23 protein-coding genes are annotated in these 26,602 nt (G+C 42.5%); 10 read left to right on the top strand and 13 right to left on the bottom strand.

Annotated features, from left to right (window positions below; genetic code table 11):
• Positions 1–32 precede the first annotated feature (32 nt).
• The gene (locus CL667_12035; GenBank protein ID MAL18429.1) at positions 33–2,420 is read right to left on the bottom strand and encodes a hypothetical protein; all 2,388 of its coding nucleotides are present in this window, start codon (positions 2,418–2,420) and stop codon (positions 33–35) included.
• 245 nt (positions 2,421–2,665) lie between these two features.
• Here CL667_12035 and CL667_12030 point away from each other — a divergent pair, with 245 nt between their 5' ends.
• Positions 2,666–3,085 carry a hypothetical protein gene (locus CL667_12030; protein MAL18428.1) on the top strand — a complete coding sequence of 140 codons (420 nt, stop codon included), beginning with the start codon at positions 2,666–2,668 and terminating at the stop codon, positions 3,083–3,085.
• A 98-nt stretch (positions 3,086–3,183) separates the two neighbouring features.
• Here CL667_12030 and CL667_12025 read toward each other — a convergent pair whose 3' ends face one another.
• Positions 3,184–4,152, bottom strand: coding sequence for a hypothetical protein (locus tag CL667_12025; GenBank protein ID MAL18427.1), 969 nt, complete (start codon positions 4,150–4,152; stop codon positions 3,184–3,186).
• A 330-nt stretch (positions 4,153–4,482) separates the two neighbouring features.
• Between CL667_12025 and CL667_12020 the strand changes: the two genes are divergently transcribed.
• The 3 genes from CL667_12020 to CL667_12010 are packed head-to-tail and all read left to right on the top strand — an operon-like array spanning position 4,483 to position 7,046.
• Positions 4,483–5,433, top strand: a complete 951-nt coding sequence (locus CL667_12020; GenBank protein ID MAL18426.1) for a glyoxalase — start codon at positions 4,483–4,485, stop codon at positions 5,431–5,433.
• Complete coding sequence (locus tag CL667_12015; GenBank protein MAL18425.1) at positions 5,423–6,283, top strand: 3-oxoadipate--succinyl-CoA transferase subunit A; 861 nt, start codon at positions 5,423–5,425, stop codon at positions 6,281–6,283. Before CL667_12020 ends, CL667_12015 begins: the two co-directional genes overlap by 11 nt.
• Entirely contained in the window at positions 6,276–7,046 is a 771-nt protein-coding gene (locus CL667_12010) for a 3-oxoadipate--succinyl-CoA transferase subunit B (protein ID MAL18424.1), read from the top strand. The genes CL667_12015 and CL667_12010 overlap by 8 nt, the downstream gene beginning before the upstream one ends.
• A gap of 131 nt (positions 7,047–7,177) precedes the next feature.
• On the opposite strand, the gene secG is transcribed toward CL667_12010, so the two are convergent.
• Entirely contained in the window at positions 7,178–7,561 is a 384-nt protein-coding gene (gene secG, locus CL667_12005; protein MAL18423.1) for a preprotein translocase subunit SecG, read from the bottom strand.
• Positions 7,562–7,655: 94 nt separating this feature from the next.
• Between secG and CL667_12000 the strand changes: the two genes are divergently transcribed.
• Complete coding sequence (locus CL667_12000; GenBank protein ID MAL18422.1) at positions 7,656–8,573, top strand: mechanosensitive ion channel protein MscS; 918 nt, start codon at positions 7,656–7,658, stop codon at positions 8,571–8,573.
• 82 nt (positions 8,574–8,655) lie between these two features.
• Here CL667_12000 and CL667_11995 read toward each other — a convergent pair whose 3' ends face one another.
• On the bottom strand, positions 8,656–9,339 hold the full coding sequence (locus tag CL667_11995; protein MAL18421.1) for a hypothetical protein: 684 nt from the start codon (positions 9,337–9,339) through the stop codon (positions 8,656–8,658).
• A 53-nt stretch (positions 9,340–9,392) separates the two neighbouring features.
• Complete coding sequence (locus CL667_11990; GenBank protein MAL18420.1) at positions 9,393–9,770, bottom strand: GxxExxY protein; 378 nt, start codon at positions 9,768–9,770, stop codon at positions 9,393–9,395.
• Positions 9,771–9,913: 143 nt separating this feature from the next.
• On the opposite strand from CL667_11990, the gene CL667_11985 reads away from it, so the two are divergent.
• From CL667_11985 to CL667_11965, 5 genes are all read left to right on the top strand, one after another.
• Entirely contained in the window at positions 9,914–10,852 is a 939-nt protein-coding gene (locus CL667_11985; protein ID MAL18419.1) for a hypothetical protein, read from the top strand.
• A 349-nt stretch (positions 10,853–11,201) separates the two neighbouring features.
• Positions 11,202–12,872: a hypothetical protein gene (locus CL667_11980; protein ID MAL18418.1), complete on the top strand. Its 1,671-nt coding sequence runs from the start codon at positions 11,202–11,204 to the stop codon at positions 12,870–12,872.
• Between the two features lie 1,247 nt (positions 12,873–14,119).
• Complete coding sequence (locus tag CL667_11975) at positions 14,120–15,685, top strand: sodium:proton antiporter (GenBank protein ID MAL18417.1); 1,566 nt, start codon at positions 14,120–14,122, stop codon at positions 15,683–15,685.
• Positions 15,686–15,793: 108 nt separating this feature from the next.
• On the top strand, positions 15,794–16,999 hold the full coding sequence (locus CL667_11970; GenBank protein ID MAL18416.1) for a hypothetical protein: 1,206 nt from the start codon (positions 15,794–15,796) through the stop codon (positions 16,997–16,999).
• A gap of 84 nt (positions 17,000–17,083) precedes the next feature.
• A complete protein-coding gene (locus CL667_11965; protein MAL18415.1) occupies positions 17,084–17,962 on the top strand; it encodes a hypothetical protein in 879 nt (292 codons plus the stop codon).
• Positions 17,963–18,490: 528 nt separating this feature from the next.
• On the opposite strand, the gene CL667_11960 is transcribed toward CL667_11965, so the two are convergent.
• The 8 genes from CL667_11960 to CL667_11925 all read right to left on the bottom strand — a co-directional run bounded on the left by CL667_11960 (position 18,491) and on the right by CL667_11925 (position 26,444).
• Positions 18,491–18,784: a hypothetical protein gene (locus CL667_11960; protein MAL18414.1), complete on the bottom strand. Its 294-nt coding sequence runs from the start codon at positions 18,782–18,784 to the stop codon at positions 18,491–18,493.
• Between the two features lie 366 nt (positions 18,785–19,150).
• Positions 19,151–19,972, bottom strand: coding sequence for a dienelactone hydrolase (locus CL667_11955; GenBank protein ID MAL18413.1), 822 nt, complete (start codon positions 19,970–19,972; stop codon positions 19,151–19,153).
• 145 nt (positions 19,973–20,117) lie between these two features.
• Positions 20,118–21,317 (bottom strand): restriction endonuclease, encoded by a 1,200-nt coding sequence (locus CL667_11950; GenBank protein ID MAL18412.1) that lies wholly within the window; start codon positions 21,315–21,317, stop codon positions 20,118–20,120.
• 48 nt (positions 21,318–21,365) lie between these two features.
• On the bottom strand, positions 21,366–22,640 hold the full coding sequence (locus tag CL667_11945) for a DNA (cytosine-5-)-methyltransferase (GenBank protein ID MAL18411.1): 1,275 nt from the start codon (positions 22,638–22,640) through the stop codon (positions 21,366–21,368).
• Between the two features lie 66 nt (positions 22,641–22,706).
• Entirely contained in the window at positions 22,707–22,904 is a 198-nt protein-coding gene (locus tag CL667_11940; GenBank protein MAL18410.1) for a hypothetical protein, read from the bottom strand.
• 15 nt (positions 22,905–22,919) lie between these two features.
• The gene (locus CL667_11935; GenBank protein ID MAL18409.1) at positions 22,920–23,099 is read right to left on the bottom strand and encodes a DeoR family transcriptional regulator; all 180 of its coding nucleotides are present in this window, start codon (positions 23,097–23,099) and stop codon (positions 22,920–22,922) included.
• Positions 23,080–23,406 carry a hypothetical protein gene (locus CL667_11930; GenBank protein MAL18408.1) on the bottom strand — a complete coding sequence of 109 codons (327 nt, stop codon included), beginning with the start codon at positions 23,404–23,406 and terminating at the stop codon, positions 23,080–23,082. Before CL667_11930 ends, CL667_11935 begins: the two co-directional genes overlap by 20 nt.
• 161 nt (positions 23,407–23,567) lie before the next feature.
• Complete coding sequence (locus CL667_11925; protein MAL18407.1) at positions 23,568–26,444, bottom strand: acylaminoacyl-peptidase; 2,877 nt, start codon at positions 26,442–26,444, stop codon at positions 23,568–23,570.
• Positions 26,445–26,602 lie beyond the last annotated feature (158 nt).

The following is a 26,602-nucleotide window of genomic DNA, read 5'->3' as shown; positions in this document are numbered from 1 at the left end:
TAGTAGATCGCTAAATTTAATCAACGCCCCTGTTACTCACTCCGTAAACTTTTAACCGGATTTTCTGTAGCTGCCTTATAAGATTGAATGCTAACCGTGATTCCCGCAATTAGCATGGAAATAACCATTGCTGCTAAGAATGGGTAAACATCCAGATCGATGCGGTAGCGGAAATTAGCGAGCCATTCCCTTAACAAATACCAGGCAACCGGCAAGCTGATGATGTTAGAAAGCAATATCCATTTCAGAAAGTCCTTGCTGAGCAATACTCCAATGCCAGTAGTTGTAGAGCCCAGCACCTTCCTAATCCCAATTTCTTTTCTTCGTTGTTGAACTGTGAATACAGACAGGATAAATAACCCAATAGCTGCAATAGAAATGGCCAATATTGAGAAATGACGGATCATCTGAGACAGCGTTTGTTCTGTGTTATACTGTTGAGCAAAAGTATCGTCAAGGAAATTATATTCAAAAGAACGGTTAGGCAGGAAAGAGCTCCAAATTTCCTCTACTTCTGTTAGTGTGTTACTTATATTTTGGTCATCAATTTTCAATGATACCGTCGGTAATGCTTCTCCATAAAACATGATCAGTGGCTCCACTTCATGCCGGACGGTGGCAAAGTGAAAGTCCTCAACAACACCTACTATATTTAAAGTTGTTGGATTCTCGCTATTTGCTCCGAATGTTAGAGTTTTGTTGGTCCCGGTGTCCCAGCCAAGCATCCTCAGAAAAGACTGGTTTACCAAAACAGAATTACCCGAATCAGCATATTGAGGTGAGAAATTTCTCCCTTCAGCAATCCCAATACCCATCGTTGGAATGTAATTATCATTGATGTTTGTCACGCTACTGATAATATTTTCCTCTGAGGAAACACCCTCAGGAGTTACACCTGACCGACCATATTGAGATCCTATTTGTTGAACCGAGGCTCCAACCGATTTAACACCCGGAACTTTGGCCAGTTCATTATAAAAAGTAACCGCGTTGTCAGGGTTTTGAAATTGTCCAGCATTCAGGGTTACAATTTGGTCACGATCATACCCCAAATCAGCATTAAAAATGAAATTCATCTGCTGAAATACAACAATGGTTCCAGCCAACAGAGCTATGGAAATCATAAATTGAAGAACTACTAGGGAGTGCCTCAAAAAAGAACCTTTTGAGCTACCCGAAAATGCTCCTTTCAAAACAGTGGTAGGCTTGAACGATGAAAGCACAGCGGCTGGGTAAAGACCGGATAACATCCCAATCAACAAAATTCCTGCAATCGAAGCACCAACAAACTCTATTGTCAGCAGCCAACTGAAATCAGCATACCGGGAGTACATATCATTTAAAAGCGGAAGCGCTGTATAAACAAGAACGGCCGACATCAGAAAAGCCAATAACACAAGAAAAATTGACTCTATTAAATGCTGAGCTATGAGCTGACTTCGCACCCCTCCAACCACTTTTCTTAATCCAATTTCTTTGGCACGAGATGCTGAACGGGCCGTCACCAGGTTCACATAATTAAAGCAAGCAAGAATGAGTACCATCAAAGCAATGGCCATCATGATATACACATTACTGATATCGCTTTTCCGGTTATTTACATCGAAGAGAATTTCTGATGAATTCAAGTGGACATCAGAAAGCGGGATAATTGTAGGGAAAAACATTTCGTATCCACCGTTATCGGTAGCAACCTGCATTATCCGGTCAGCAAATTGTTCGGTATTTCTTGGACGGTCAAAAAGCACATAGGTTTGAACTGAGATTGAACTCCAGGATTCCAGAAACTGAGAGAATCCTTGTTGGCCTTCGCCTGCTACCATCGCTTGCAGCAGCTCAAACTCAAAGTGGGAGCTCGGTGGAACATCTTCCATCACCCCAACGACTTCAAGTAGGTTTCCCTGCTGATTTTCAATGCTTTCTCCGATAATGTCCCTTCTGCCAAATACCCGATCTGCGAAGTTTGTGGTTACAACTACCGTTCCGGGACGGGTTAAGACATCGTCAACTGAACCCCGAATTAGTCTAAAATCAAAAATCTTAAAGAATGAGTTCTCTGTGAGGTAAGAAGTTTCAACCAAATAATTTTCATTGTTGTACCGAATGGTACTTTGACCCTGGTTAATGATTCTCACCGATTCAACAATCTCTGGTAAGTTTTCTTCCAGCGCCGGACCTAACGCTGGATAAGAGACGCCCACTCGTTGTGAAGAAACACCACGTGCTTTATCGATGGTTACTACCCGGCCAATACGTTCGTAATTGGAATTGAATTTATTGAAGCTTAGATCTTCCCAAACATAAAGCCCTAAAATGATGAAGGCCGAGATTCCCAAAACTAAACCAAGTAAATTTACCCCGGTATATCCTTTATGCTTTATCAGGTTTCTCCACGAGGTCAGAATATAATTTTTAAACATGAGCACACCTTTTATTAATTATAGACGAAGACAAAATTCTGTGCATTTACGCACTAAATAGCATCAGGTTGTCTAAAAGACGAATGAAAACAGCAAAAAGGTGTAAAATTGCTTTTCTGGTTTATAACTTTTCCTGACACGAACGCTTCTACCCTTTTCTAATGCATTTTAAAAAGCTTGGATCAAACTTATATCGCTTCACGACATTATGTATATTATTCGGACTCACCCAAAAAAAATCTAGTATGAAAATTCGATATCTATTATTTCTCGGCGTAATATTTTTATCAGCTTGTCAGTCACCACAACAAGAGCCTGCTCCTTCTGATGCAGAAGCTACTGTAGGTCTGCTTCAACACAACGTCTACTTCTACTTGAATGAAGATGTCACTGAAGATCAGATTGCTGACTTTGAAGCCGGGCTAGAAAAGCTCATGTCAATTGAAGAAATCCATAGTTACCAATTAGGTGTTCCCGGATCTACAGAAGAAAGAGAGGTCACCGATCATAGTTTTGGCTACTCCATTTTCAGCTGGTTTAAAACCATGGAAGATTATGAAATCTATGCCGAGCACCCTACCCACTTAGAATTCATTGACGAATACAGTAGCCTTTGGGCAGATGTGAAAGTTTACGATTCTGAAGTTATTAGTGCATCCGAGTAGTAAGGCTTCACAAATAGCAGTCTAACTTATCTATGTTTAGCCATCATTGTTCAAACTTAGGATGGCGATTATATTTAGACATCGCCTCCCTAGGCTATTTAAAAGCTATTTAAAACCGTTTCAGCATCAGCGCCATAGTCTATCAATCCAAGGGATGAGATGACCTCATCTCCTTCCATTGTTGATGATTTAACTACGCCACCCGGCACGTTTTCAGAAGTTACTCTCCATAGCTTCAGCGAAATCTCGGGAGCAACACCAAAGTCGATTAGGTCTGCTGTAAAAGTTCCCTTAGGTACTTCTATAGAAATACCTTTTTCTTTTATCGCACCATCAATAGATTCCTCTGTTAGTTTCTGGGGCTGAGAATACCACCCTTCAGATACTGGCCTTTCCTGAGCTTCCGAATCCCCTATTTTTTCTCTTAGCCTAACAATACGTTGTCGATCTTCTGCAAATAAAACTTCCGCAGTATATGAAGCTTCTTCATCCTCTTCGTCGTACATCATTATTTGCCACCATTGTTGACCATTATCTAATTCCTTTAAAAATCCTTTCTTCATAATGGTACTCACTTCGCCTTCATCATCAGAAAGCTGCCATTGGGTCCACCCGCCTTCCGGATATTCCTCAACTTCAAGCTCGTACCCATACCCGGTAAAAAGGTAGTTAAACATCATCGGGTACATATTGACGTTCATATTGATTCCAAAATTCAGAGACGCCATCTGCACTTCACCGGTAAGCCGGGCCGTGACAGTAGAACCATTATCGGTAGGCATTGTTACCACCATATTATTCGGCATGAAGTTATCCGCATACACTGATATGCTATGCACGCCCAGTGACCCAAATCTAAGCTTTGCCTTTCCGTTAGCACCTGTGGTTGTCTGCCTGCCGTTTGAAGCCTCAACCTGAGCGCCCTGAACCGGATTTCCATCCTGATCTAAAACCTCTACCGTCACAGAGTTAATGGGGACTTTGTTCAGCATTTCTGCACCTGGCATCATGCACCCTGAAATTAAAATCATTGTTGCTACAACCAGTATCCCGGAAATCCGTTTCATTTGTCCACCTATAGTTCTGTTTAAATAGTAGTTTGTACCTCTTTATGCGATATTAAATGATTAGAACAGTCATTTCAAGTGTAAATTTTGCTCAAAAAAGTTATTCCTAACTTGAAAGCTGCTGAATAACCCTTTTACTCAGATGGGATGACTGTTGAAAAGCTACGCACAGATTGTGAGGGAGACTTCAAAAAGTGAATGCCCAGATGCGTATGAACATCATAAAGATCGCCTTATGAAGTTTCTGAACACGAAATAATTCGGATTAAAGAAATGATTTCCCTTCTTTAAAATGTTTCAACATTAAACAAATTAATAAAACTAGCAGAAATGGATTTAAGTAAGGTTATAAAAGGACTTCATCACGTCACGGCAACAGTTAATGATGCACAGGAAGACTACGATTTTTACACCAAAACATTGGGGCTCCGACTGATAAAGGAAACGGTCAATTTTGATAATGAAGCCGTTTATCACTTTTACTATGGCAATGAAATTGGAGAGCCCTCAACCGTTTTCACAACTTTTCCCTATAAAGATCAGGGTGTAAGAGAAGGTGTAATAGGAAATGGACAAGTTGTTCAAACTTCTTTTTCTGTCCCTGTTGATGCTATTGATTTCTGGAAAGCGCGCCTGAAAGAACATGCTGTTTTGTTTACTGAATCTGTTCGCTTTGGAATGACAACCCTCGTTTTTACCGATCCCTCTGGTTTGATTTTAGACATCACCGGAACGGATGAAGATCAGCGTACCCAGAAAGTATGGACAAATGATCAGGTTGATGAAGGGCAGGCAATTAAAGGTATCCACAGCGTTACTTTTAGTGTTGAAGATGGTGATGCGACCGGGGATTTCATGAATACTTTTGGATACCGAAAAGCAGATCACGAAGAAACCCTGACTAAGTACGAAGCAGGAGAAGGCGGCCCTGGTAATACCGTAATTATGAGGTCAAATCCTGAAGGAGAAACCGGAATTAACGGCCTCGGGACCGTGCACCATGTAGCTCATAGAGTAGACACCTTAGAAACTCTGGAAAAAGTTCGCGCCTACATTGCCGATGAATTAGGGATGCAGATTACTGAAGTGAAAGATCGAAAATATTTTAAATCAATTTATTTCCGCATTCCCGGAAATGTACTATTTGAAGTTGCTACCGAAGAGCCCGGCTTTTTGGTTGATGAAAGCAATGAAGAACTAGGCACTTCTCTAAAATTACCGGACTGGCAAGAAGTACGAAGAGAAAAAATTGAAGAGAACTTACTCCCTTATGAACGATAAAATTCAACCCTTAAAAAAGGCAATCTCTGAACATATTCAGGATGGAGACTCTGTAGCACTAGAAGGATTTACCCACCTCATACCTTTTGCTGCAGGGCATGAAATCATCCGCCAAGAGAAAAAAAACCTGACCTTAATTCGCATGACTCCCGATCTCATTTACGATCAGATGATTGGAATGGGTCTTGCCAAAAAGCTAGTCTTTTCATGGGGAGGAAATCCGGGTGTTGGATCTTTACATCGCCTTCGTGATTCAATCGAAAATGGATATCCTCACACCATAGAAATTGAAGAACACAGTCATGCCGATATTTCCAGCGCGTATGTAGCGGGCGCATCGGGATTGCCTTTTACAGTCCTTCGTGGATACACAGGAACCGACCTCGCCAAACACAATCCCGAATACGTGAAATGGATTGAATGCCCTTTTACTGGTGAAAAACTTGCTGCAACGCCTGCCATCAACCCTGATGTTACCGTCATTCACGCCCAACAAGCTGACAAGAAAGGAAATGTGAAATTGTGGGGCATTATCGGCGTACAAAAAGAAGCAGCGATGGCAGCCAGGAAAATCATCATCACGGTAGAAGAAATTGTGGATTCTTTCGATAAAGGAGATGTAAATGCAACCATCATTCCCCACTGGTTGGTCACCGCTATTTCTGAAGTACCGGGAGGTTCAAAACCCTCCTATGCTATGGGCTATTACAAGCGAAATAATGATTTTTATAAAAAGTGGGATGATATCTCCCGAGACCGCGACACCTTTCATTACTGGATGGATAGCCATGTTTTACAAGTAGAAAATTTTGAAGAGCACCTTACTAAAATGGAGGTCAACCATGGCTGAATATACCAAAGATGAGATCATGACCGTGACCGCAGCCAATTTGCTTAAAGATGGTCAGGTTTGTTTTGTAGGAATTGGTCTTCCGAGTGCGGCCTGTAATTTAGCCCGGCTTACTCACGCCCCAAATGCAGTTCTGATTTATGAATCTGGAACTATCGAAACAAATCCCGACGTACTACCGCTCTCCATTGGGGATGGTGAATTAGCAGAAACAGCCAGTCATGTAATTCCCGTACCCGAGGTTTTTAAGTACTGGCTACAAGCCGGAAAAGTTGATATCGGGTTTTTAGGTGGAGCACAAATCGATAAATTTGGCAACATTAATTCAACCGTAATCGGGGAGTATGAAAACCCAAAAATTCGCCTTCCAGGTGCCGGTGGTGCTCCCGAAATAGCATCGAATGCCAAACAAACTCTGGTAGTGATGCGTCACTCAAAACGAGCTTTTGTCGATAAAGTTGATTTTATCACCTCTGCCGGTTATTTGAATGGAGGAAGTGAACGGGGAGATTTAGGAATTCGCGGAGAAGGTCCGGCCGTCATTATTACGGATTTAGGAATCTTGAAACCTGATCCTAAAACCAAGGAATTTTATCTGGAGAGTATTCACCCCGGGGTAACTGTGGAGGAAGTGCAAGAGCATACAGGTTGGGATTTAAAAATCGCGGAACATATAAAAACGACTCCTGAGCCCAGCAAAGAATACCTTAATGTACTCCGAGACTTAAATCAACGTACCGAAAAAGCCCACGCCGGATTTTAACCGAACCCTGTCTCTATCACTTAGTTTCATATTAAAAAACCCTTTTCTGGAAGCTCGAGATCTAATCCAATAAAAAAAGCCTCGCTTAACTGAATGAACGAGGCTTTTAAATTCTTAAGAAGAATCAGCGCTTAGTTTTCGCTGTCTCCTTCAGTAGCATCCTGAGTATTCCCCTGTTGCTGCGGAATAGCCGGTGCCGTTTGAGAAGGTGATTCAATAGGAGCATTTACTCCCGGACCACCGCCTTGTAAAATACTCTCATTTACCTGACCCCGGTCAATGGCGAAGTTAGCCAATACGCAAAGGGCCAGAAAAATAGCTGCAAGTATACTTGTTGATTTCGATAGCAAATCTGCTGTTCGGCGAGCACCAAGGCCTCCGCCGCCACCTCCACCAAGAGCGCCACCACCGCCCATTCCAGAGATTCCTCCTCCCTGTCCAGGTTGCAGTAAAACAACTACAATTAACAGGAAGCAAATGATTGCTATAATTCCTACAATAATATTATAAAGCATGTAATTAGATTCTTATCTTTTAGAAGGGAGCAAAGATATCCATTTTTATATACTATCCCAAGCATTAGCTACTCAAAAATAATAAACAGCATCAATGCAAGAGTTAACAGATGAAATTCTCGGTTTTATTAACAACTCTCCCAATCTAACTATACAGATTGTCGAAACACTGGTTATTATTCTGGTGCTTTGGATTATCCGGATTATTGGCATCAGGATTCTTCAGCATAATGTTGATGATAAAAAGAGTGTTTATAAGTGGCGTAAGAATATTACCTACTTCACCTTTTTTATTGGCTTTTTGATTCTCGGTCAGGTTTGGTTTGAGGCTCTTGGCTCTCTCGGTACTTTTTTAGGATTGCTTTCTGCCGGTATCGCTATTGCCCTGAAAGATCCGGTTACCGACATCGCCGCCTGGCTATTCCTGATTTGGCGAAAACCCTTTGATATTGGAGATCGCATACAGATAGGCCCGTCTAAAGGAGATGTAATTGATATACGGGTCTTTAAGTTTACTATTCTTGAGATAGGCAATTGGGTAGATGCAGACCAAAGTACCGGCAGGGTAATTCACATTCCTAACCATAAGGTATTTACGGAAGACCTCGCCAACTATACCAGTGACTTTGAGTTTATTTGGAATGAACTTGGCGTGCTGGTCACTTTCGAAAGTGATTGGAAAAAAGCCAAAGAAATCCTGAAAGAAGTGGTTGAAGAGAATATGCATGAATTTGTTGAGCAGGCTCGGGAAGAAGTCAAAAAAGCCGAGAAGTCGTACCTCATTCAATATCGCTATCTCACCCCTATTGTTTACACTGACGTGAAGGCCAGCGGAATCAATTTATCTATTCGCTATCTCTCCGACCCCCGAAAGCGCAGAGGCATCTCACAAGCCCTCTGGGAATCCATACTCGATCGCTTTGACGAACATGATGACATCGATTTCGCCTATCCAACCATCCGCTACTACGATAACCCTAAAGAAGGCAAGCCCGGAACTACTCCCAACTGAGATTAAAAATTCAAAATGAAAAATTGAGAACCAGCGGGTTAGCAGTTCTATTTTTCATTTTGAATTATACATTTTTAATTCCTCAGTCCTCATCAGTGCCGTCGTAGTTGCGCAGTTTTGGAATGGGCTGAATAAGCTCTTTCGAGTTATTGGACAAGTCATTTACTAATTCAGGAACTCTCACAACGGACATATCCGGCAGCAAGTAATTCCCTTCAAAGCCATTTTCAAGCATTTCAGGGGCATCGCCACCAAGCCATAGCCCATAGTCTTTCTCTTCTAAAACTACAGGCATTCTATTATCTAGAGGTTCCACCAAAGGATTTGCTTTCATTGTAATCACAGCATAGGAGTGCTTTACATGGCCATCTTTTTCTTTATAGGAAGTACAAATTCCGGCAAACCCCGTCACATCACGGTTAATAACCCGAAGATAAAAAGGCAGCGGATCTTCTACCCTTTCCTTCCATTTATAAAATCCGGATGCAGGAATAATGCAGGGAGTTGATTTAGCTAACTGCTGAAGGCTTTTATCGTCTTCAAAACTTTCCTGAGGGACTTCAAAAAAGTCTTCTTTCCCATCTTTTTGATCTAGTCCCCAAACTGAACTTACCACTTCCCGAATCTCTCCATCTTTCACAATAACAGGCATCGTGGTGCCGGGGATCACATTGAAATTGGGATCGAATAAACTTTTAGAATCTGTTTGTACTCCAAAAACTTCTTCGATCGTCATTTTATCGGCTTCTAATACGTATCTCTTCATGATAATTTGGTTATTCGCTGAGTTCGCTATGTTAACGCAAAGATCGCTGAGTATTATAAATTATTTACGACTCGATGGATTCCATCTTTTAGCAACTTACTGTTAAAGTTGATTAGAAGGCCTAATTTTTTGTTTGATAGTTTCAAATACGAAAGCAGTTGAGCATAGTGTACAGGCGCTAAACTTTCCACAGCTTTTAACTCTATCACCACTCTATTATTTACGAGCAGGTCCATCCTAAATGCTGTATCAAACCGCATCTCTTTATACATAAGTGGGACAGAAACTTGCCTCTGTACGTGTAACCCTCTTTGTTCTAATTCAAAGAATAAAACCTCTTCATAGATAGATTCAAGCAGTCCCGGCCCAAGTTCTTTATGCACTTCTATGGAAGTTCCGATTATAATTTTTGATAATTCATTTTCAATCATTACCGATGAAACTATTTATAAATGAAATAATCAACTCAGCGTACTTTGCGGTTCTCCGCGTTCTCTGCGACTATTTCACTTCTACTTAGAACAGAGTTTTTTTACTACTTTAGCTATCAATTCATCCCCAAGTAAAAATATTCATGCGAAATCCATTTTTTAATCATCAGGAAAACAGGCTTCGGTCCTTTTTCAGGGTGTTCTTATTTATCTTTCTATTCATCATCATGATGGGTATTCCATCTTTGATCCCCATCCCCGGACTAGATTATTTAGTCAGATCCCTGCTCATCTTTGGTCTTTTCTATGTGATGTTTCGCTTTGCTGATCAGCGCTCCTGGGATTACGCTGGCTTGTTGATTAACAGGAACTGGATAAAAGAATGCGCCGCTGGAATTGGGATTGCAGGCGGAGTCATGGGGCTGATCTTTCTAGTACAGTGGCAATCCGGAACCCTGGAAATAACAGGGTATGGGTGGGATAGAAGTAGCCAGAACGGGTGGGTTATGCCCTTTCTGCTTTTCTTTTTTCAGATGGTTTGTGTAGGGTTTTATGAGGAACTCATGTCTCGTGGATATCTAATCCCAAACATTACAGAAGGATTCAGTTTCGGAAGTATTTCCCCTCAAAAGGCTACAATAGGAGCTATCTTTTTAAGCTCTGCCATCTTTGGGCTTCTTCACGCCGGCAACCCTAACTCTTCTTTAATAGCTGTAATTAATATCACTCTGGCTGGGATTATGCTGGCCGTCCCCTATGTACTTACCGGTCGGCTCGCGTACTCTATAGGAATTCATTTCTCCTGGAATTTCTTTCAGGGAGGTATCTTTGGTTTCCCTGTAAGTGGCATGGAATTCCGAAGTTCCATCATCCAAATTCAGCAAGGAGGAGAAAGCTGGTTGACGGGAGGTTCTTTTGGTCCTGAAGCAGGCGTTATTGGGATACTTGGTATACTGCTAATACTTATCCTGAACCTGTTCTTGATCAAGAAATCAGAAGGGATGCTTAAGAATGCAGAGCTCTTTTCTAAAAGATTTATTGAAGTTAATCCAGCTAAAGAGCCCATTAAAGATTCTGAATGAAATCCCGGATCAAGTCCGGGATGACAAGAGTCCGGTCAGAATAACAACTTCATGAGTTAAAAGCGCCGTCATTCCTGCGAAGGCAGGAATCTGGATAGTTTTGATAACAATGAAATTAATCACACATCGAAATTAATCGCACATCCAGATCTCGGGCATTCGCCGCGAGATGACTTTCTAATCTTATACCCAAAAACCCCCTCAAACTTCATTATTCAATGCTTCCTGTTCAATGTTCAATATTCTCTGAGCTTCATTTACATTTTTTGTATATTGAAAAGTCTTTTAAGTGAAAGACACGATCTTTGAAAATTGAACTATAACGCCAAAATTGAAAGAGGTGTAAACATTGTCTTTTGAAGAATTTGGCCTCAGCCCCGAACTATTGAGCGGGCTGGCCGACGTACGAATTGAAAAACCCACACCTCTCCAGAACGAAGTTATCCCATCAGCGCTACAAGGCAGACATATGCTTGTAAAACATGAAGCTGGTGATGATGGAGCATTTTTAATCCCTGCATTGCAGAAACTGACTACGAACGGAGAGATTGCTGGCACACGAGTTTTAATATTAACACCATCCATTGAGCGAGTTAAGGAAATAGACGAAACGGTTTGGGCTATGGGCTACCATGCACAAATCAGCAGCGCGGCACTTTCCATGAAAGGAATTCGCACTGCACAAGAAGAAGCGATTAAGGATGGAGCACCGGTTGTGATTGCAAATCCCGGCCGGTTAATTGAAATACTGGATACTAATAAGCTAAAGCTTACCGACGTGGATCTTGTCATTATTGACGAAGCCCACGGCATGGAGGACTATAACCTGGTTAGCCGGGTAAAGGACATCATGAAGCTTGTTAAGGGTGATCCTCAAGTGCTTATTTTTTCTGAATCCAATAACAAACCTACACAACAGCTTACCGAGGCTTTCCTTAAAGATCCTATTGTTCATGGCTTTGATGAATCTAATGTTGACGCTGCGGCAGATACTAAATCAGATTCTTCTGATGCTAAGGCGGAAGATCAGGATGAGTCTAAAGCAGATGCACAGGAAGAGGAAAAAGAACAGGAAGAATTTGTTCTTAATCAGGATGAAATTGACCGCAAGCTTGCTGAAGCAAGTGTAGACGTTGTACTGAACCCTGAGAAAAATTCAGAGGAAGAAGAGCAAAGTTCTGAAGAAAGTGAAAAAGAAGCGGAAACTGACACCTCATCTGAAGATGAAGCAGACCCAACCGTTCCTAAAGATCTGACTCAGGCTTATATCTATGTGCCTCCAAGAGCAAAAATATCTACCCTCCTTGCTCACCTTGAAGATACTTTAACCGACAAGATTGTCGTATTTGCTGCATCTAAGCGCACCACTGACCGACTATTTCGCATCATCCGCAAAAAAGGATGGGGCGTGGTTAGCATCAATGAAGGGTTAAAGGAAGAATACTACGAAGAACGCTTCGGCAAATTCACTTCCGGCGACATGAAAATTCTACTGGTTGGCGGATTATCGGCTACAGAAGTAGAGCTGAATGAAGTGAAGCAGGTCATTAACTATGATGTGCCTAACGAAGTGGAAGAGTATAAATATCGTGCTGAGCTGGTTGGTAATGGAAAAGCAGCCCGCATGGTTTCTCTGGTTTCAAAAATGGATAAAGACGATATCGACGAGATTGTCGAGAAAGTCGGATTTGCCCCAACTGAAATCCCGCTTCCTGAAGAAGTGAAAGAGAAGAAAAAGAAGAAAGAAAACGATAAGAAGTCTTCGAATAACGGCAAGAGCTCTAAAAAAAGTAATAATAAGAGTAACAAAAAACGTAAGAGCAAAAGCAACAACGACGATAATGACAGTCGTGACCGCAAGCGCCGTAAAAAGCCTAAGAAGGAAAAATCTACGAACGGACTTCCACGTCCAAGCTATGATGGACTTTCAGGCGGAAAAGAAGGTAAGAAAGACAGAAAACGGCCAAGTCCCGGTAAATCTGACGGTGCCTTTGGATGGATTAAAAAACTGTTTGACTAAGAGATCACAGATTTATGTGATTGTGTGATTACACAGATTTTAAGGCGCAGCTGGTTTCAGTTGCGCTTTTTTTGTTTTCAAGCCTTACCAAAACCCCTCCTTGTTCCTCCCCTTTGGAAAAGGGAGGAGACGCTTTAATGAACTAATTACCCTCAATATTACAACTGTCTTCGCGAGGAGACTGGATTTCTGGAAGGGCCTAACCTCTTACGACGTAGCGATCTCCCTGAACTATTTGGGATGCCTGAAAGGGAGATTGCCGCGTCGATATATATTTTGAACCTGCTTCAACCACGGGGCTCCTCGCAATGACTAGCCTTATTTAAAACTCCACAGTCATCCTGAGGGTACTCCCGAAGGATCTTTGCCTGCATTGTTTACCAAGCTTTTCACTGAGCACTTCTCCTTGAGAAGGAAGCCAGTGCTGAACTCGATTCAGTAAAGACAGAAGAGGTCGAGATATTTGAAGAGGATACTTTCTTTGATTTAACATCTTGCCCTTCCCGAACCCCTCCTTGTTCCTCCCCTTTGGAAAAGGGAGGAGACGCTTTTATGGACTAATTACTCTCAATAGTACACCCGTCTTCGCGAGGAGGCTGGATTTCTGGAAGGCCCTAACCTCTTACGACGTAGCGATCTCCATAAACTATTTGGGAGGCCCTAAAGGGAGATTGCCGCGTCGATATATATTTTGAACCTGCTCCAACCACGGGCCTCCTCGCAATGACGAGGATTTTAAACCACCCCAGTCATCCTGAGGGTACTCCCGAAGGATCTTTGCCTGCATTATTTACCAAGCTTTTCACTGAGTCCTTCTCCTTGCGAAGGAAGCCAGTGCTGAACTCGATTCAGTAAAGACAGAAGAGGTCGAGATATTTGAAGAGGATACTTTCTTTGAACTAACATCGTGCCCTTCCCGAACCCCTCCTTGTTCCTCCCCTTTGGAAAAAGGGAGGAGACGCTGTATTGAACTAATTACCCTCAATAATACACTCGTCTTCGCGAGGAGGCTGGATCACCGGAAGGCTCCGATGCCATACGACGTGGCGATCTCCATAAACTATTTGGGAGGCCCTAAAGGGAGATTGCCGCGTCGATATACACCTTAATCCTACTTCGAAAATGAGGCTCCTCGCAATGACTGGGGTTATTTTTAACTCAGTAGTCACTCTCATCCAACAAATGAATTTGGGTTTCAAATTCTCAATTGCTACCATCCCACTGCAGATTAAATCAACCTATACCCTATGAGTAACGATTTCGCGCAAACCAAGCAGAAATGGAAAGACCCTAAAACCCGCCGTAAGATTGGGGTTGGTGCTTTTATAGTATTAATCATCGCTGGGGTATATGCCGGAGTGAATCAGGTTTTTCCGGAACAAAATGGTCATTACGGGTTTTGGTCCATCATGCCGCCGCTGGTTGCAATCGTTTTAGCCTTTTATACCCGTGAGGTTGTCAGTTCACTCTTCATTGGAATTTGTTTGGGTGGGGTGATTTCAGGGAAGCTCAATATTGTACAGGATTTCTTAATACCGTCCGTAGGTACCGAAAGCTTTGCTTTAATTATCATCGTTTATTTGTGGGCTTTGGGTGGATTAATAGGAATCTGGACCCGAACTGGAGGAGCTGAAAAGTTCGCCGTTTGGGCCAGCGAAAAAATGGTTAGAGGACCTCAAACCGCAAAATTCTTCACCTGGATGATGGGACTCATCTTCCACCAAGGCGGAACTATAAGTACCGTTTTGACGGGAGCTACTGTTCGCCCTATTGCCGACAAACACAAAGTCTCGCACGAGGAATTGGCCTATATGGTTGACTCCACCGCCTCCCCGGCCGCAACGCTGATTCCCTTCAACGTGTGGCCATTTTATGTCGGCGGACTCATCATCGGCACGTTGCCACTTTTTGAAACCACTCAGCAAAGCATCGCTTTTTTCTTCTCAGCTCTCCCTTATAACTTCTATGCTATTTTTGCCATACTCATCACACTGACTTTCGCTTGGGATAAATTCCCTTTTGTGCCCGGAAAGAAAATGAGAGCTGCCATAAAGCGGGCTCGTTCAGGAAACGGGTTAGACCGCGAAGGTGCTTCCCCCATGGCCGCCGATGAGCTGACTAAAAATGCCGTTCCGGAAGATTATAATCCCGGATTGATAGACTTTTTTGGTCCCATTGGGACACTTTTAGGCGTCGCGATTATCCCATATATCATTACCCGCTTTTTTATGGGGATGGGCGAAAATGCCGTTTTACTGATTGCTGAAGCTTTTATTCTTGCTGTTTTAGCCGGATTCGGAATTGCTTTAGCCAAAGGCATGAAGCTTCAGGAAGTCATTGACGGATTTATAGATGGCTGTAAAGGAGTAACCATTGGTGCTATCATTCTTGCCTTGGCTGTAACCTTGAAAGAAGTAGCTGATGCGGTAGGTACTGCACCTTATGTGGTAGATCTGGTTGGGGATGTAATCCCGGCCTTCCTGCTTCCCGGCTTGTTGATGGTGCTTTGCATGCTGATCGCCTTTTCTACCGGAACGTCTTGGGGAACCTACGCTGTTGTCTTTCCCGTCGCTATTCCATTAGCCTGGGCTGTGGTTCCTGATCCATTTTTTCTCACGCTTTGTTTTTCTGCAGTGATTGGAGGTTCCGTGTTTGGTGATCAATGTTCTCCGATTTCGGATACCACCATTTTATCCTCACTGGCAACGGGGTGTGATTTGATGGATCATGTTCAAACCCAATTTCCTTTGGCCATATTAGCGGGTTTGTTAGCCGTTATTTCGTATGCCGGAATGGTGATTTTCTTTGTCTGATGGATTTTAAATACCTACTCTAAGCAGAATTCAGGTACTCAATCTAAACTTGAAAAAGCTCCGTACTAGTAATTAACTATAATGGTGATTTTTTTGATACCTTGAGGCATGGCCAATCAATCAACAGAAGAAAAAGATCTTCACAAAGCGGCAAATCGGGTACGTGAGTTAAATAATCTCACTTTAGATGTTACTGAGCATGATGAAGTGCTTCAGTCTTTGTCACGACTACTGACAATGGTCACGGGGTCGAAATTTTCTCAGGTTAATATTTTTGACGGATCAACCCAGTATACCATAGCTTCAGATGGAGCGCTATTTCCACCACTTCCCAAAAACAATACCTTTTGCACTTATACATTGCAAAAAGAAGCCGCGCTTGAAATTCCTGATATGTCCCAAGACGACCGGGTTAAAGACCACGCTGCGGTAACCGGAGAGGAGCACATTCGCTACTATTATGGAGAACCGCTTATCACCTCGAATGAAGTTGCCATCGGAACGGTATGTATTATTCACGATGACGAATTACAGCTGAGTGAAAAAAGTAAGGAAATCGTAAAGAATATCGCTGATCAAATTACCCGACACCTTGAATTAAAGAACGAGTTGGTCAGTCAGAATAAAAAAGTTCAGCAGCAGCAATCTACCCTTCGTAAGGTTATACATGATTTGAGAACACCGATTTCAGGCATCATCGGCGGTTTATCTATGATTGACAACAATGAAATAGGACCGAAGTTTAAGTCCGTTCTTGAGTTGGCAAAACAGTCGAGCAAAAACCTTATCGACTATGTGAACAGCAGCCTTGAAAAGGCTATAAATGCCGAAGAAGAAACCAGTTTTATTACAGCATCTACCCTCAGAGATAAACTGCTTTCTCTCTATAAACTTCAAGCCGACAGTAAAGAGGTGAAGCTACATATCTCGGCTGAACTGGAGAATGAAGAGCGGATAACCACCTTATCTTCAGGCGACCTCATTAACGTGATTGGGAATATGATCTCAAATGCGGTCAAGTATTCTTCAAAAGACGAGTTGGTATCCGTAGAAATCGGATATAAAGATGAGGACCGGGATCAGTACAAAGTGACAATTTCAGATCAGGGAGTTGGGATGAACGAAGAGCAGATCAAGGCTATTTCCTCCCTCGAACGCAACCACTCTACTGAAGGAACAAACAATGAGAAGGGATTTGGTATAGGATTAAAAGAAGCCCTCCGCACCCTTACTCAGCATGAAGGCACTTTTGATATTGAAAGCGCTGAGGGCAAGGGAACTACTTTTACGGTGTATTTTCCACGCAAGCACTAGCTTCAAAAATACCTAGTTTGGGGGATCGAATTTCCAGACCGGCCTGAATAGATTTTAAGCAACTTTTAATCGCACCAAGTTGCTATGAATCGTTCTTTATTATTTCTCCTGCTCACATTTCTATGTACTCAGGTTGCCAACGCCCAATTGACCTACAACACGTCCTATTCCAACCCGGAGGAAATCCATAGCGGATACCTCGGCCTAAACTACTTCACGGTTGATGCCGGCTTCAGCAATACCTCAGGCGCTTCCATTTGGAGCGTGGGAGCCGACGCCCTATATCCTATTTCAGACCGGCTTAACGTTGAAGCCCTCGCATTATATTCACTTTTTTCTCTTGCCAAAGAAGGACCGGCTTTTCTATTTAGCCCGGGGGTAGAGTTCACCCTTACCAAAAAAACTAAAGAGCAAACGGTTCCGGTTTTACTCGGTTTTAGTTATGAAAAAGACTACATCAATAACAAAGAAATTCAAACCTGGTCTACAGTGAAGCTGCCCGGTGATGTAACCCGCGAACTGGTTCTTCGTGGCGGACTATATCTCCGTAACAGTGCTTTAGAGTATGAGGAAAACTTTACTTATTACGATATCACCAATGTATTTCATGCCGGGGTTTATGTGGGTGCTGGGTACAATTGGAAAAGCTACCTTCAAGTGCAGGACAGTGACGGCTATGAATTTGCTGCAGGCCGATTCATCCGCCCCTTTGCTGATGTGATGATCATACCCACCAGCGTTGATCTTGAACTCAACAATGCCCCGGCCAAAACCATCAAAGAAACATTAGGGTGGAGAGTCGGCGGTGTGATTGTAGCCAAACCGTTTACCAAAGAACTAAACTTTGGGCGAAAATTCGGGTTTTTCGGGAATTTCATTTATCGACTGGAAGTTGGTCAACGCCCCCTTGAAGGGTTTTATGTAACCTCGGGTATTTCTTTTGGGTTGATGAAGTTTAAGTAGGTTGGGCGGCCCAGAGTCATCGCCCCGGAACGGGGCGTAAGAAATGTAGTAACGAGCAATGTCATCCCGAAGGAGAGAGCGCAAGCGAAAGACTGAGGGATCCCCTTTTCAGGCATCCCAGCTCGTTAAAGCATACGCCTTTGCAACATTGAGCCCTCTTCTATGGGATCCCTCTCTCCGCATGCGCTTCGTTCGGGATGACAGAGGCAATTGCGTACATCTCTTAGCCACCCTGTGGGTGGGCGTTGTTCTTTGAACAACCCCTATGGTTGTCATCCTGAGCGCCCTTGTGGTACTAACGACATTGAAGTTTGAACGCGAAGGATCTCAAACTCAGACATGGGCAACTGTTTAACTTTTGAGATCATAAGCGAAAGACTGAAGGATCCCCCTTTCATGCATCCCCACTCGTTAAAGCATACGCCTTTATAACATTGTGCCTCCTTAATAAAGATCCCTCTCTCCGCATGCGCTTCGTTCGGGATGACAGGGTCATTGGCGACATTTCTTGCCGCCCTTTGGGCGAGATTACTTTTTAAGTAATTTTGGATAGAGGTCTTCCCAGTTTGGGTTGAGGGATTCGATTAGGTTGATCTTCTTTTCTCGTCTCCAGCCTTTGATTTCTTTTTCTCGCATGATGGCATCCTGAACCCACTGGAATTCTTCGAACCAGATTAGCTTATCGGCATTGTATCTTGAGGTAAATCCTTTAAAAACTTTTTCCCTGTGCTGACTCGTACGAATGATCAGGTTGTTCGTCATCCCCGTATACAAAACCCCGTCCTTTCTGTTGGTTGTGATATAAGTAAAATACGTCTTCATATTACGTAAGAGCGACTCCAAACCCATTCCTTACAAAAAACATGACGCCCTAGCGTCATCGTCCCGAAACGGGGCGTAAGAAGTGCAGAAACGAGCAATGTCATCCCGAAGGAGTGAGCCCTAAAGCGAACGACTGAGGGATCCCCTTTTCATGCATCCCTGCTTTTTAAAACATACGCCTTTGCAACATTGTGCCCCCTTCCATGGGATCCCTCTCTCCGCATGCGCTTCGTTCGGGATGACAGGGGCGTTGCGTACACCTCTTAGCCACCCTGTGGGTGGGCGTTATCTGGCGATAACAAAAAAAGGATGCCATTGTTCATGACATCCTTTGTAGAATAAACTATATCCTTTAATGTGAGTCTATCACATTTCCGTGTCAGCAAAAGTTTCGCTGAAGAAAGTCTTCATCTCTTCCCAGGAAAGGCTGTCGGCCTCGGCATTGTAAGCGAGGGGGAGTTCGAACTTCTGACCTAGTGAATCCGCACCGGGATTGGTGTAGGCGTGAACTGCTCCGTCATAGCTGATATATTGATAATCGGCGTTAATGTCTTCGTATCCGCTGGTGAGGTTGGCTACTTGCTCTTCCGTTACAAACGGATCGTCTGCGCCGTTAAGGACCAGCACTCGGGATTTCACCCCTTCCTGAGGCATCACCGGAAGCTGAAGGCCCGCATGGAAAGCAGCGATACCGTCCAGATCAGCACCGGAGTTAGCCATGGCCAGAATCACGCTTCCGCCAAAGCAGTATCCTATGGCACCGATTTTGGTGGAATCAACATTGCCCCGGTTTTTGAGGGTTTCCAAGGCGGCATTGAAGCGAGCCTCGGCGGTTTCGAAATTACTCATCACGTTGTTGGAGAACTTCATGGCATCATCCGGATGCGTGGCTTGCTTACCGTTTCCATACATATCTACGGCGAGCGCTACGTAGCCCAGCTCCGCTAGTTTGTCGGCACTGTTTCGGGCATGCTCATCATGGCCCCACCATTCGTGAACCACCAAAATTCCCGGTCGCTGTTGAAAATCATTTTCATCCTGGGCAATGTACCCGTTCATCGTCGTTTCACCAGTGGAGTAGCTGATCTCCTGCCCCACCACATTGACTTGGTTTCCGTTGTACTTTTCATTTTGCCCACATGCTCCAATCAAAAATAGAATCGCTGCTATTGGTATAAATCTTTTCATAAATAAGTTTTCGTAGTTCGTTAAAATTGACTCTTACTTCGGTGGGTATAAAGAAGATGCAGGTGGAAAGGTTCCGGTGAGGTGATAGGGATTGTTTATGTGGGTGATGTGGAAAACCCTAAACAATCTACATAAGATTATTTAGTCAACAATTGTCCTGCTTTTCCTTAGTCAAATTAATAAACTCGGATAATTTCATTAAGTAATCTAATTGCAAATCATCATATGTTGAGTGTAAATCTTCCGGCAGAATTAGTTGTAAATTATTTGCCCTCATTTCATCAGTTTGGTTTACGGTAATACTGGGTTCAAGTGTAAACAGGTTTTTCATTGACAATCTCGCTGCTTCTGACAATACTTGACGCCACCTGTCTTTACAAGTCGACTTTACACCTAACATTGTTAAACATTCTATTGGGTAAGATTCCTTTTTATAATCTTCTATACTTGGGAAAATAAAATCAGGTTTGGAACGATTTTCTGTGATCTTCCCATGAGCATAATTCAATTCATAATCGTCAAATATTTTGGCTAAGTGATATTCTAAAGCATACCCAATTCTTGACTTCCTTCTGTTATGAACACTTAATGAATACTTTATAAAGTTGTCAACATCGTCAAAACCTGCTTCTAATTTTTTATTGACTTTGAACTCCTCTAAAGTTTTAAATAGTAACTCTTCTCTCTCTATCCAAGTTACTAAAGCTTTATCCGGATCATCTAAAGAAGAAACATCTGGCAAAGTACTTCTAGCAAAACTTGAAAACTCATAGGTTGATGGGAATTCTTCCCCAAATTTTTCAAGTATTAAGTCAAGGTAATTTTCATTCCCACTAACTGTTTCAATACCTAACTCTTCAATTATTAATTTTGAGGCAAAGGATAACTCTTCGTCTGTTTGATCTTCAAAAACCTTGGTATCAAAGTTATCCAACTCTCCAGATAGACCAAATAACCAAATTAATTGACTTTCAATTGTACTTTCAGAAGCACAAATAATCGTAACAAAAGTATCATCTTTAAGTTTTAACAAGATTAACAAGTCACTAGATTGGGCGACCTTAGTTACATCATTAGTCGGAAAGTAAAGCCTGTATTCAGAACGCGTTGGGTGATTTTCCCGGGCATCATACCACGTCAAAAAACCACTTTCAATTAAACTATTTTCGTCAGTCAGATATAAAAACTTTGAGCTAACCTTAACCCTTTCTTGACCAAATATTTTCTTGAGTTGCGCAACACCATTAAATTCATGCTGATTGGATGTCTCAAGATTAGCCTCAACATTACTAAGTCTTTTTACTGCAATACTTGTAAAATAATTGGATAGTTGTCCCCGATTCATTTTTTATATTTTTCCTAAAATTTCAATCAATTTTATTTTGAAATAACATTAGCCATCGTAAGCATATCGCTTATCATCTGTACCAGAAAAGATAAATATTTGACCTGAATGCTTTTTTTCTTCAACAATGAAGGGACTCATGAATTTTGCAATATCTTCTACAACAGGGACAGCAACAGCATTACCAAATTGCTGGTAAGCCTGAGTATCAGAAACAGGGATAATAAAACCATTTTCAGTTGGTCTATCAAAACCCATCAATCTGGAACATTCTCTTGGAGTAAGTCTTCTTGGATTTTTTCCTTTTTGTTTCAAAAGTATTTCTGAACCATCTTTATAATATCGAGCTGAAAGAGTTCTAGATGTGTCATTAGGACCTACCAAACCAAAACCAAAACCATTACCTCTCTTTCTATGCTTCTCAGCATAATCTTGAAGATAATTCCACAGTTTATCACTTAATGTATATTTATCATTAACCGTAGCTTTTTCTCCAATTGTATATGGTGGTTCTTCTTCCTGTGATCCGTTTTGGGGATGTAAAATAGATTCTAGCTTTGGACCAGTATCTGTAGAAGGAATGTTCAATTCATCGAAATTAAAGTCCATATCAGTTCGAAACCCTGCTATAAATATTCTTTCCCTATGTTGCGGTAAGTACGATTTAGCATCTATAACTCGGGTATCAAAATAGTATCCTAACTCCGTTAAAGTATCTTTTATGACTTGAAATGTTTTTCCTCCATCATGACTTACTAGGTTCTTAACATTTTCTAACAGGATTGCAGAAGGTTGGTGATGCTTTAATATTCTTGCAATATCAAAGAATAGAGTTCCTTGAGTCTTATCTTCAAATCCATGCGGAGTACCTAAAGAGTTTTTCTTTGAAACACCCGCTATTGAAAATGGCTGGCAAGGAAAACCAGCAAGTAATAAGTCATGTTCAGGGATGTCTTCTTCTTTAATCTTGGTTATATCACCGGCTATAGCATGATCTAATTCGTAATTGGCAGAGTAAGTTTGTCTGGAATATTTGTTCCATTCACTTGTAAAAACACATTTACCACCTACCCCTTCAAAGGCTCTTCTCATACCACCAATACCAGCAAAAAGATCTATAAAGGTAAATTCTGTTTTACCATTTGCTCTATAAGTAGTCCCATTTTCAGCTATCCTTATTAGTTCGTCAAAGATGGGCTTTTTTGGCTTAGATTTTCCATTCTCCCACCTATATACCTGCCTTTTACTATAGTCAGTAATATTAGCAACATCTTCAATTGACAAACCCGCTTTTTCTCTTAAAGTACTGAACTTGTTTTCCATATATGGGACTGATTTTGACATTTTGTCCCAAAGATAAACATAATTCTTACATATCAAAGAAAGTTTTTAAAAAAAATCTTTATCAATACAAGTAATTTCACTAACTCTATTTTCCCACCTATCGCCCGGTTCACATTCCTCCACCCAATCTTGAAGCATTTCACCGTTCCAGTCTTCTTCATTTTCTAAACCAAGCACATCTTCAAAAGTGAGTATATTTGAAAATCCACGGCCGGTTTTATCTTTCCAAAAAAGCTGTTTCATTGTTCTATCGTTTAATTAGTATCCATATTTTTTTAGAATTTCTGTCATTTTATAAATGGTCTCATCCGTTAAAGGTCGTTCCCCATTCAAGATCATATTTAAATACTGACGGGAAATTCCCACTTCCTTACAAAAAGCTGACTTGTTTATAGCTGGTCGGGTTTCGAAAAAGCATTCAAGGTCTTTGGCATTCATATTTTAGAGCACTTCTGATTTCAGCCCAAACTTTGGCTGTTGGCTTAATATATCTTTTCTGCCCAAAATCCAGAAATAGTCCTTTTGAATCTAGTATATCTTCTAATCTCCACCCAGAACATGCGGGTTTCCATTCTTTCGTTTCTTCAATAAACTCTTCGGGGATCGCTATTCTTTTATCACTTTCACTCAGCACGATTTTAAACCGAAACATCTTATCTGATGCTTCTTCTTTTCCCCTGATGTTTCCGCAAAACATTTGCGTCCCTGTGAAAAACTCTGATAGACTCTGTTTTTCATTAATCATTTTTAAAACTTTTCGTTTGAAGTTGTTTACAATATAGTAAACAAAATAATTGTTGTCAATAACGTAAACAAAATGTGCGAAATATTCCTTTTACATTGACTCACACCCCAACTTGCAAACCTCACCGGAAGGCGCAAATTCACCTTCCGCATTGCACTTCTCTACTCCTCCAACTCAAATCCCTGATTTTTACCTTTCTCGATGGCGGGTACTCCGTATTTCATCCAGACCGGCTCGGGTGCACCCATCAGGTAGTGATCGAAAAACTGCTGCATCCGTCGCTGCAGGTCTTTCCGGTTTACGCGCTTGCGCAGGTTATGCGCCTCATCATTATATGTGAGCATCCAGACCGGCTGACTCAGTCTCTTGAGGGCCGTAAAAAATTCAATGCCCTGATACCAGGGTACGGCTCCGTCGGCATCGTTATGCATCATCAGTAGTGGAGTATCAACCCGGTCCGCAAAAAAGAGCGGTGAGTTCTCGATGTAGTACAACGGTTTTTCCCATAGCGTACCGCCAATCCGGCTTTGCGTTTTCTCATACTGGAACTGCCGGTTGAGTCCGGATCCCCATCGAATACCACCGTAGGCACTCGTCATATTCACTACGGGAGCGCCGGCCATCGCAGCCTTAAACATATTGGTTCGGGTAATGATATGGGCAATCTGATACCCACCCCAGCTTTGTCCCTGAAGTCCAATATTATCCTCGTCCACAAAGCCCTTATCAATCAGATTGAGGGACATTCCGATCACAGCATCTTCTGCGCTACGTCCGGGATTACCAATTTTGTAGGTTATGTCGGGCATGGCCACGATATATCCGCGACTGGTGTAAAAGGCGGGAGTAATAATAGAAGCGGATGGAGCGGGCGCCCGGTAGCGGTGTAGTCCGTCTGAGCTGCGCTCGTAGAAATAAACAATCATAGGGTATTTCTTCTCCGGGTCGAAGTTTTCGGGAGTGTACAGCAACGCATCAAGCGACTCACCATCCAGGCTCGTATAGTTGAAGAGTTCCACATCACCCCAAAGATAGTTCTTCTGCTGTGGGTTCGCATTGGTGACCTGCTCAAACTTCCTGAAACGGTTGTCGGTAATGTGAATATCGGGGTATTCTTTGAAGGTGCTTTTTCGAACTATCCAGCTATTATCTTCCCTTGCCTTCTGAGGAGTATACAGGTTGTAATCTCCTCTTGTGAGTTCCCTGGGCTTGCTGGCCGAACCAAATTCGGTACGAAGCACCGCCGATGATTTGTCAGATTCATAGGTGGCACTCAACCACACCTCATCGGAAGAAAACCACCGGCTTTCGGGATCTTTAGAAAAGGAGCGGTAGGTTATCTCGTTCTCTCTGCCATGGCCATCAGTGAGGATATAGGGATCTGCATTTCCGGCGGGATCAAATACCCAAAGGTCGTACCTATCACGGATAATAAGTTGGTTGTCATCTTTGGTCCACCCTTCTACTCCGTATGGTCCGGGGTCGGAAGGACTATCATGCAGTTCATCATAAAAAGGGATATCCAATTCATCCGTAAGAGAAACTAATGCCTGTGTTTCCAAATTTTTGACGTACCAGTTACGGTCTTTATAATCGTACCAAGCGGCGTAGGTGCCTCCGGGAGAAAGCGTGAGGGAAGCTTTCACCTTTTCACCAAACTGCTTCCGCTCTCCTGTTTTCACATCCACCCAATAAACATCATTATACATCGGGTATCCTTCCCACTGCTTGAGATACATATAGGGCAAGTTGTGTGTGCCAATGGCATAGTCTGCATCTCCCCGGTCCGGCACCGAAATTGATCTCATTTCATCATCTTCGAGCTGAATGAAGGACTTTTCTGCAATGTGATAAACACTTTTATAGGTTCTCTTCTTGTCCTCATCGATCTGCAATTTCTGCTCCGGTTGCAGGCGGTCGTCTTTCCAGTTCCAGATATCCACCGAGGCAATATCAATTTTCTCAACGGTAGTGTCTCTGCGAAACGGCTCGGGTGCAATTCCAAAATAGAGCCGGTTTCCGTTGTGGGAAAATTCGGGGGAAGCGTATTCGTTCACCATCCATCCCTCATTCAGCAAGTCAGAAGATTCATCGACGAGTGCCTCTGCTTCATCCATTCCTTCTTCCCAGAAGTAGAGTGTGTAAAACTCAGGTTCGGCATCCTCATCGGCTTCTTTCTTTTTATCTTCAGCTTCTTCACCTTCGCCGTTCTCTTCATCGGCGGGTCTGGCCAAGAACGCAATACGTGATGCCGAAGAATCCATCACCACAGACTTGTAAGACTGCAGTCCGCTGCTGATGGTCATTGTATTGCCGGTTTCTGTTTCAAGACTATGAACTCCGGGAGTCTGAACCGAATCTTCATCGGCCATTACATAGACCAAACGCTCTCCATGTCTGGAAAAGAAATAATCTTCTACATACTCGATCATCGTCTCTTCTCCGGTTTCAAGATTCCGAAGTACTAACTCCTGTTCAATAATCGTCTCGGTCGTAGTGGAATCAGCATCATCTGCAGACTCTCCTTCTACATCGGTTTCAGATTCAGCTTTTTTCTCCTCGGTATCCCGATCGTATAAATACGCCAGCCATACTCCAGATCGCTCCGGTAGTTTAAAAGATCCAACCTCAGGAAATGTTTCCAAATCGCCTTCATAGATCGAATAGACCGCCAGGGTATCATCAAACTTCTCATCTGGCTTCTCCCCATCGATCAGCGCCTGCCTTACCATGTCATAAGGAGCCGTAATGAAATGAACCAAGGTTCGGCCATCATAACTCACTTCAAAACGTTCACCACGCGCATGCGAGACCTCTTTGTTATTGCGAAGGTTTTGCACCTTGATTGCACCGTCGCCTTCCTGCGGATTGAGTGCATATATCAAAAACCGACCGTCGGGCGTGAGGGTTTGTCCGGAGATGGACTTCCACTGATCAAAGTCTTTATAAGTGAGAGGAACTTTGTTCTGGGCGGTGCCTACCTCAGCAAGCATTACAAGAAAAAGGAAAGAGAGTAGAAAAGAGATCGATCGGTTCATAACAGAGGAATTTTATTACGAGTTGTGTGGGCTTACAGAAGCGGCCATTTTAGAGCTAGTGATTTTACTGCGACTATAATAGTAAATCCTAAACAGTATTGGCGAATTATCTGGGATTGAGTGGGTTTTTAGTTTATTAGTAATTAGTAGTGAGATTT

The organism is Balneola sp., from assembly GCA_002694685.1.
GTDB lineage: Bacteria > Bacteroidota > Rhodothermia > Balneolales > Balneolaceae > Gracilimonas.
This window is presented reverse-complemented; position numbering and strand designations above follow the sequence as displayed.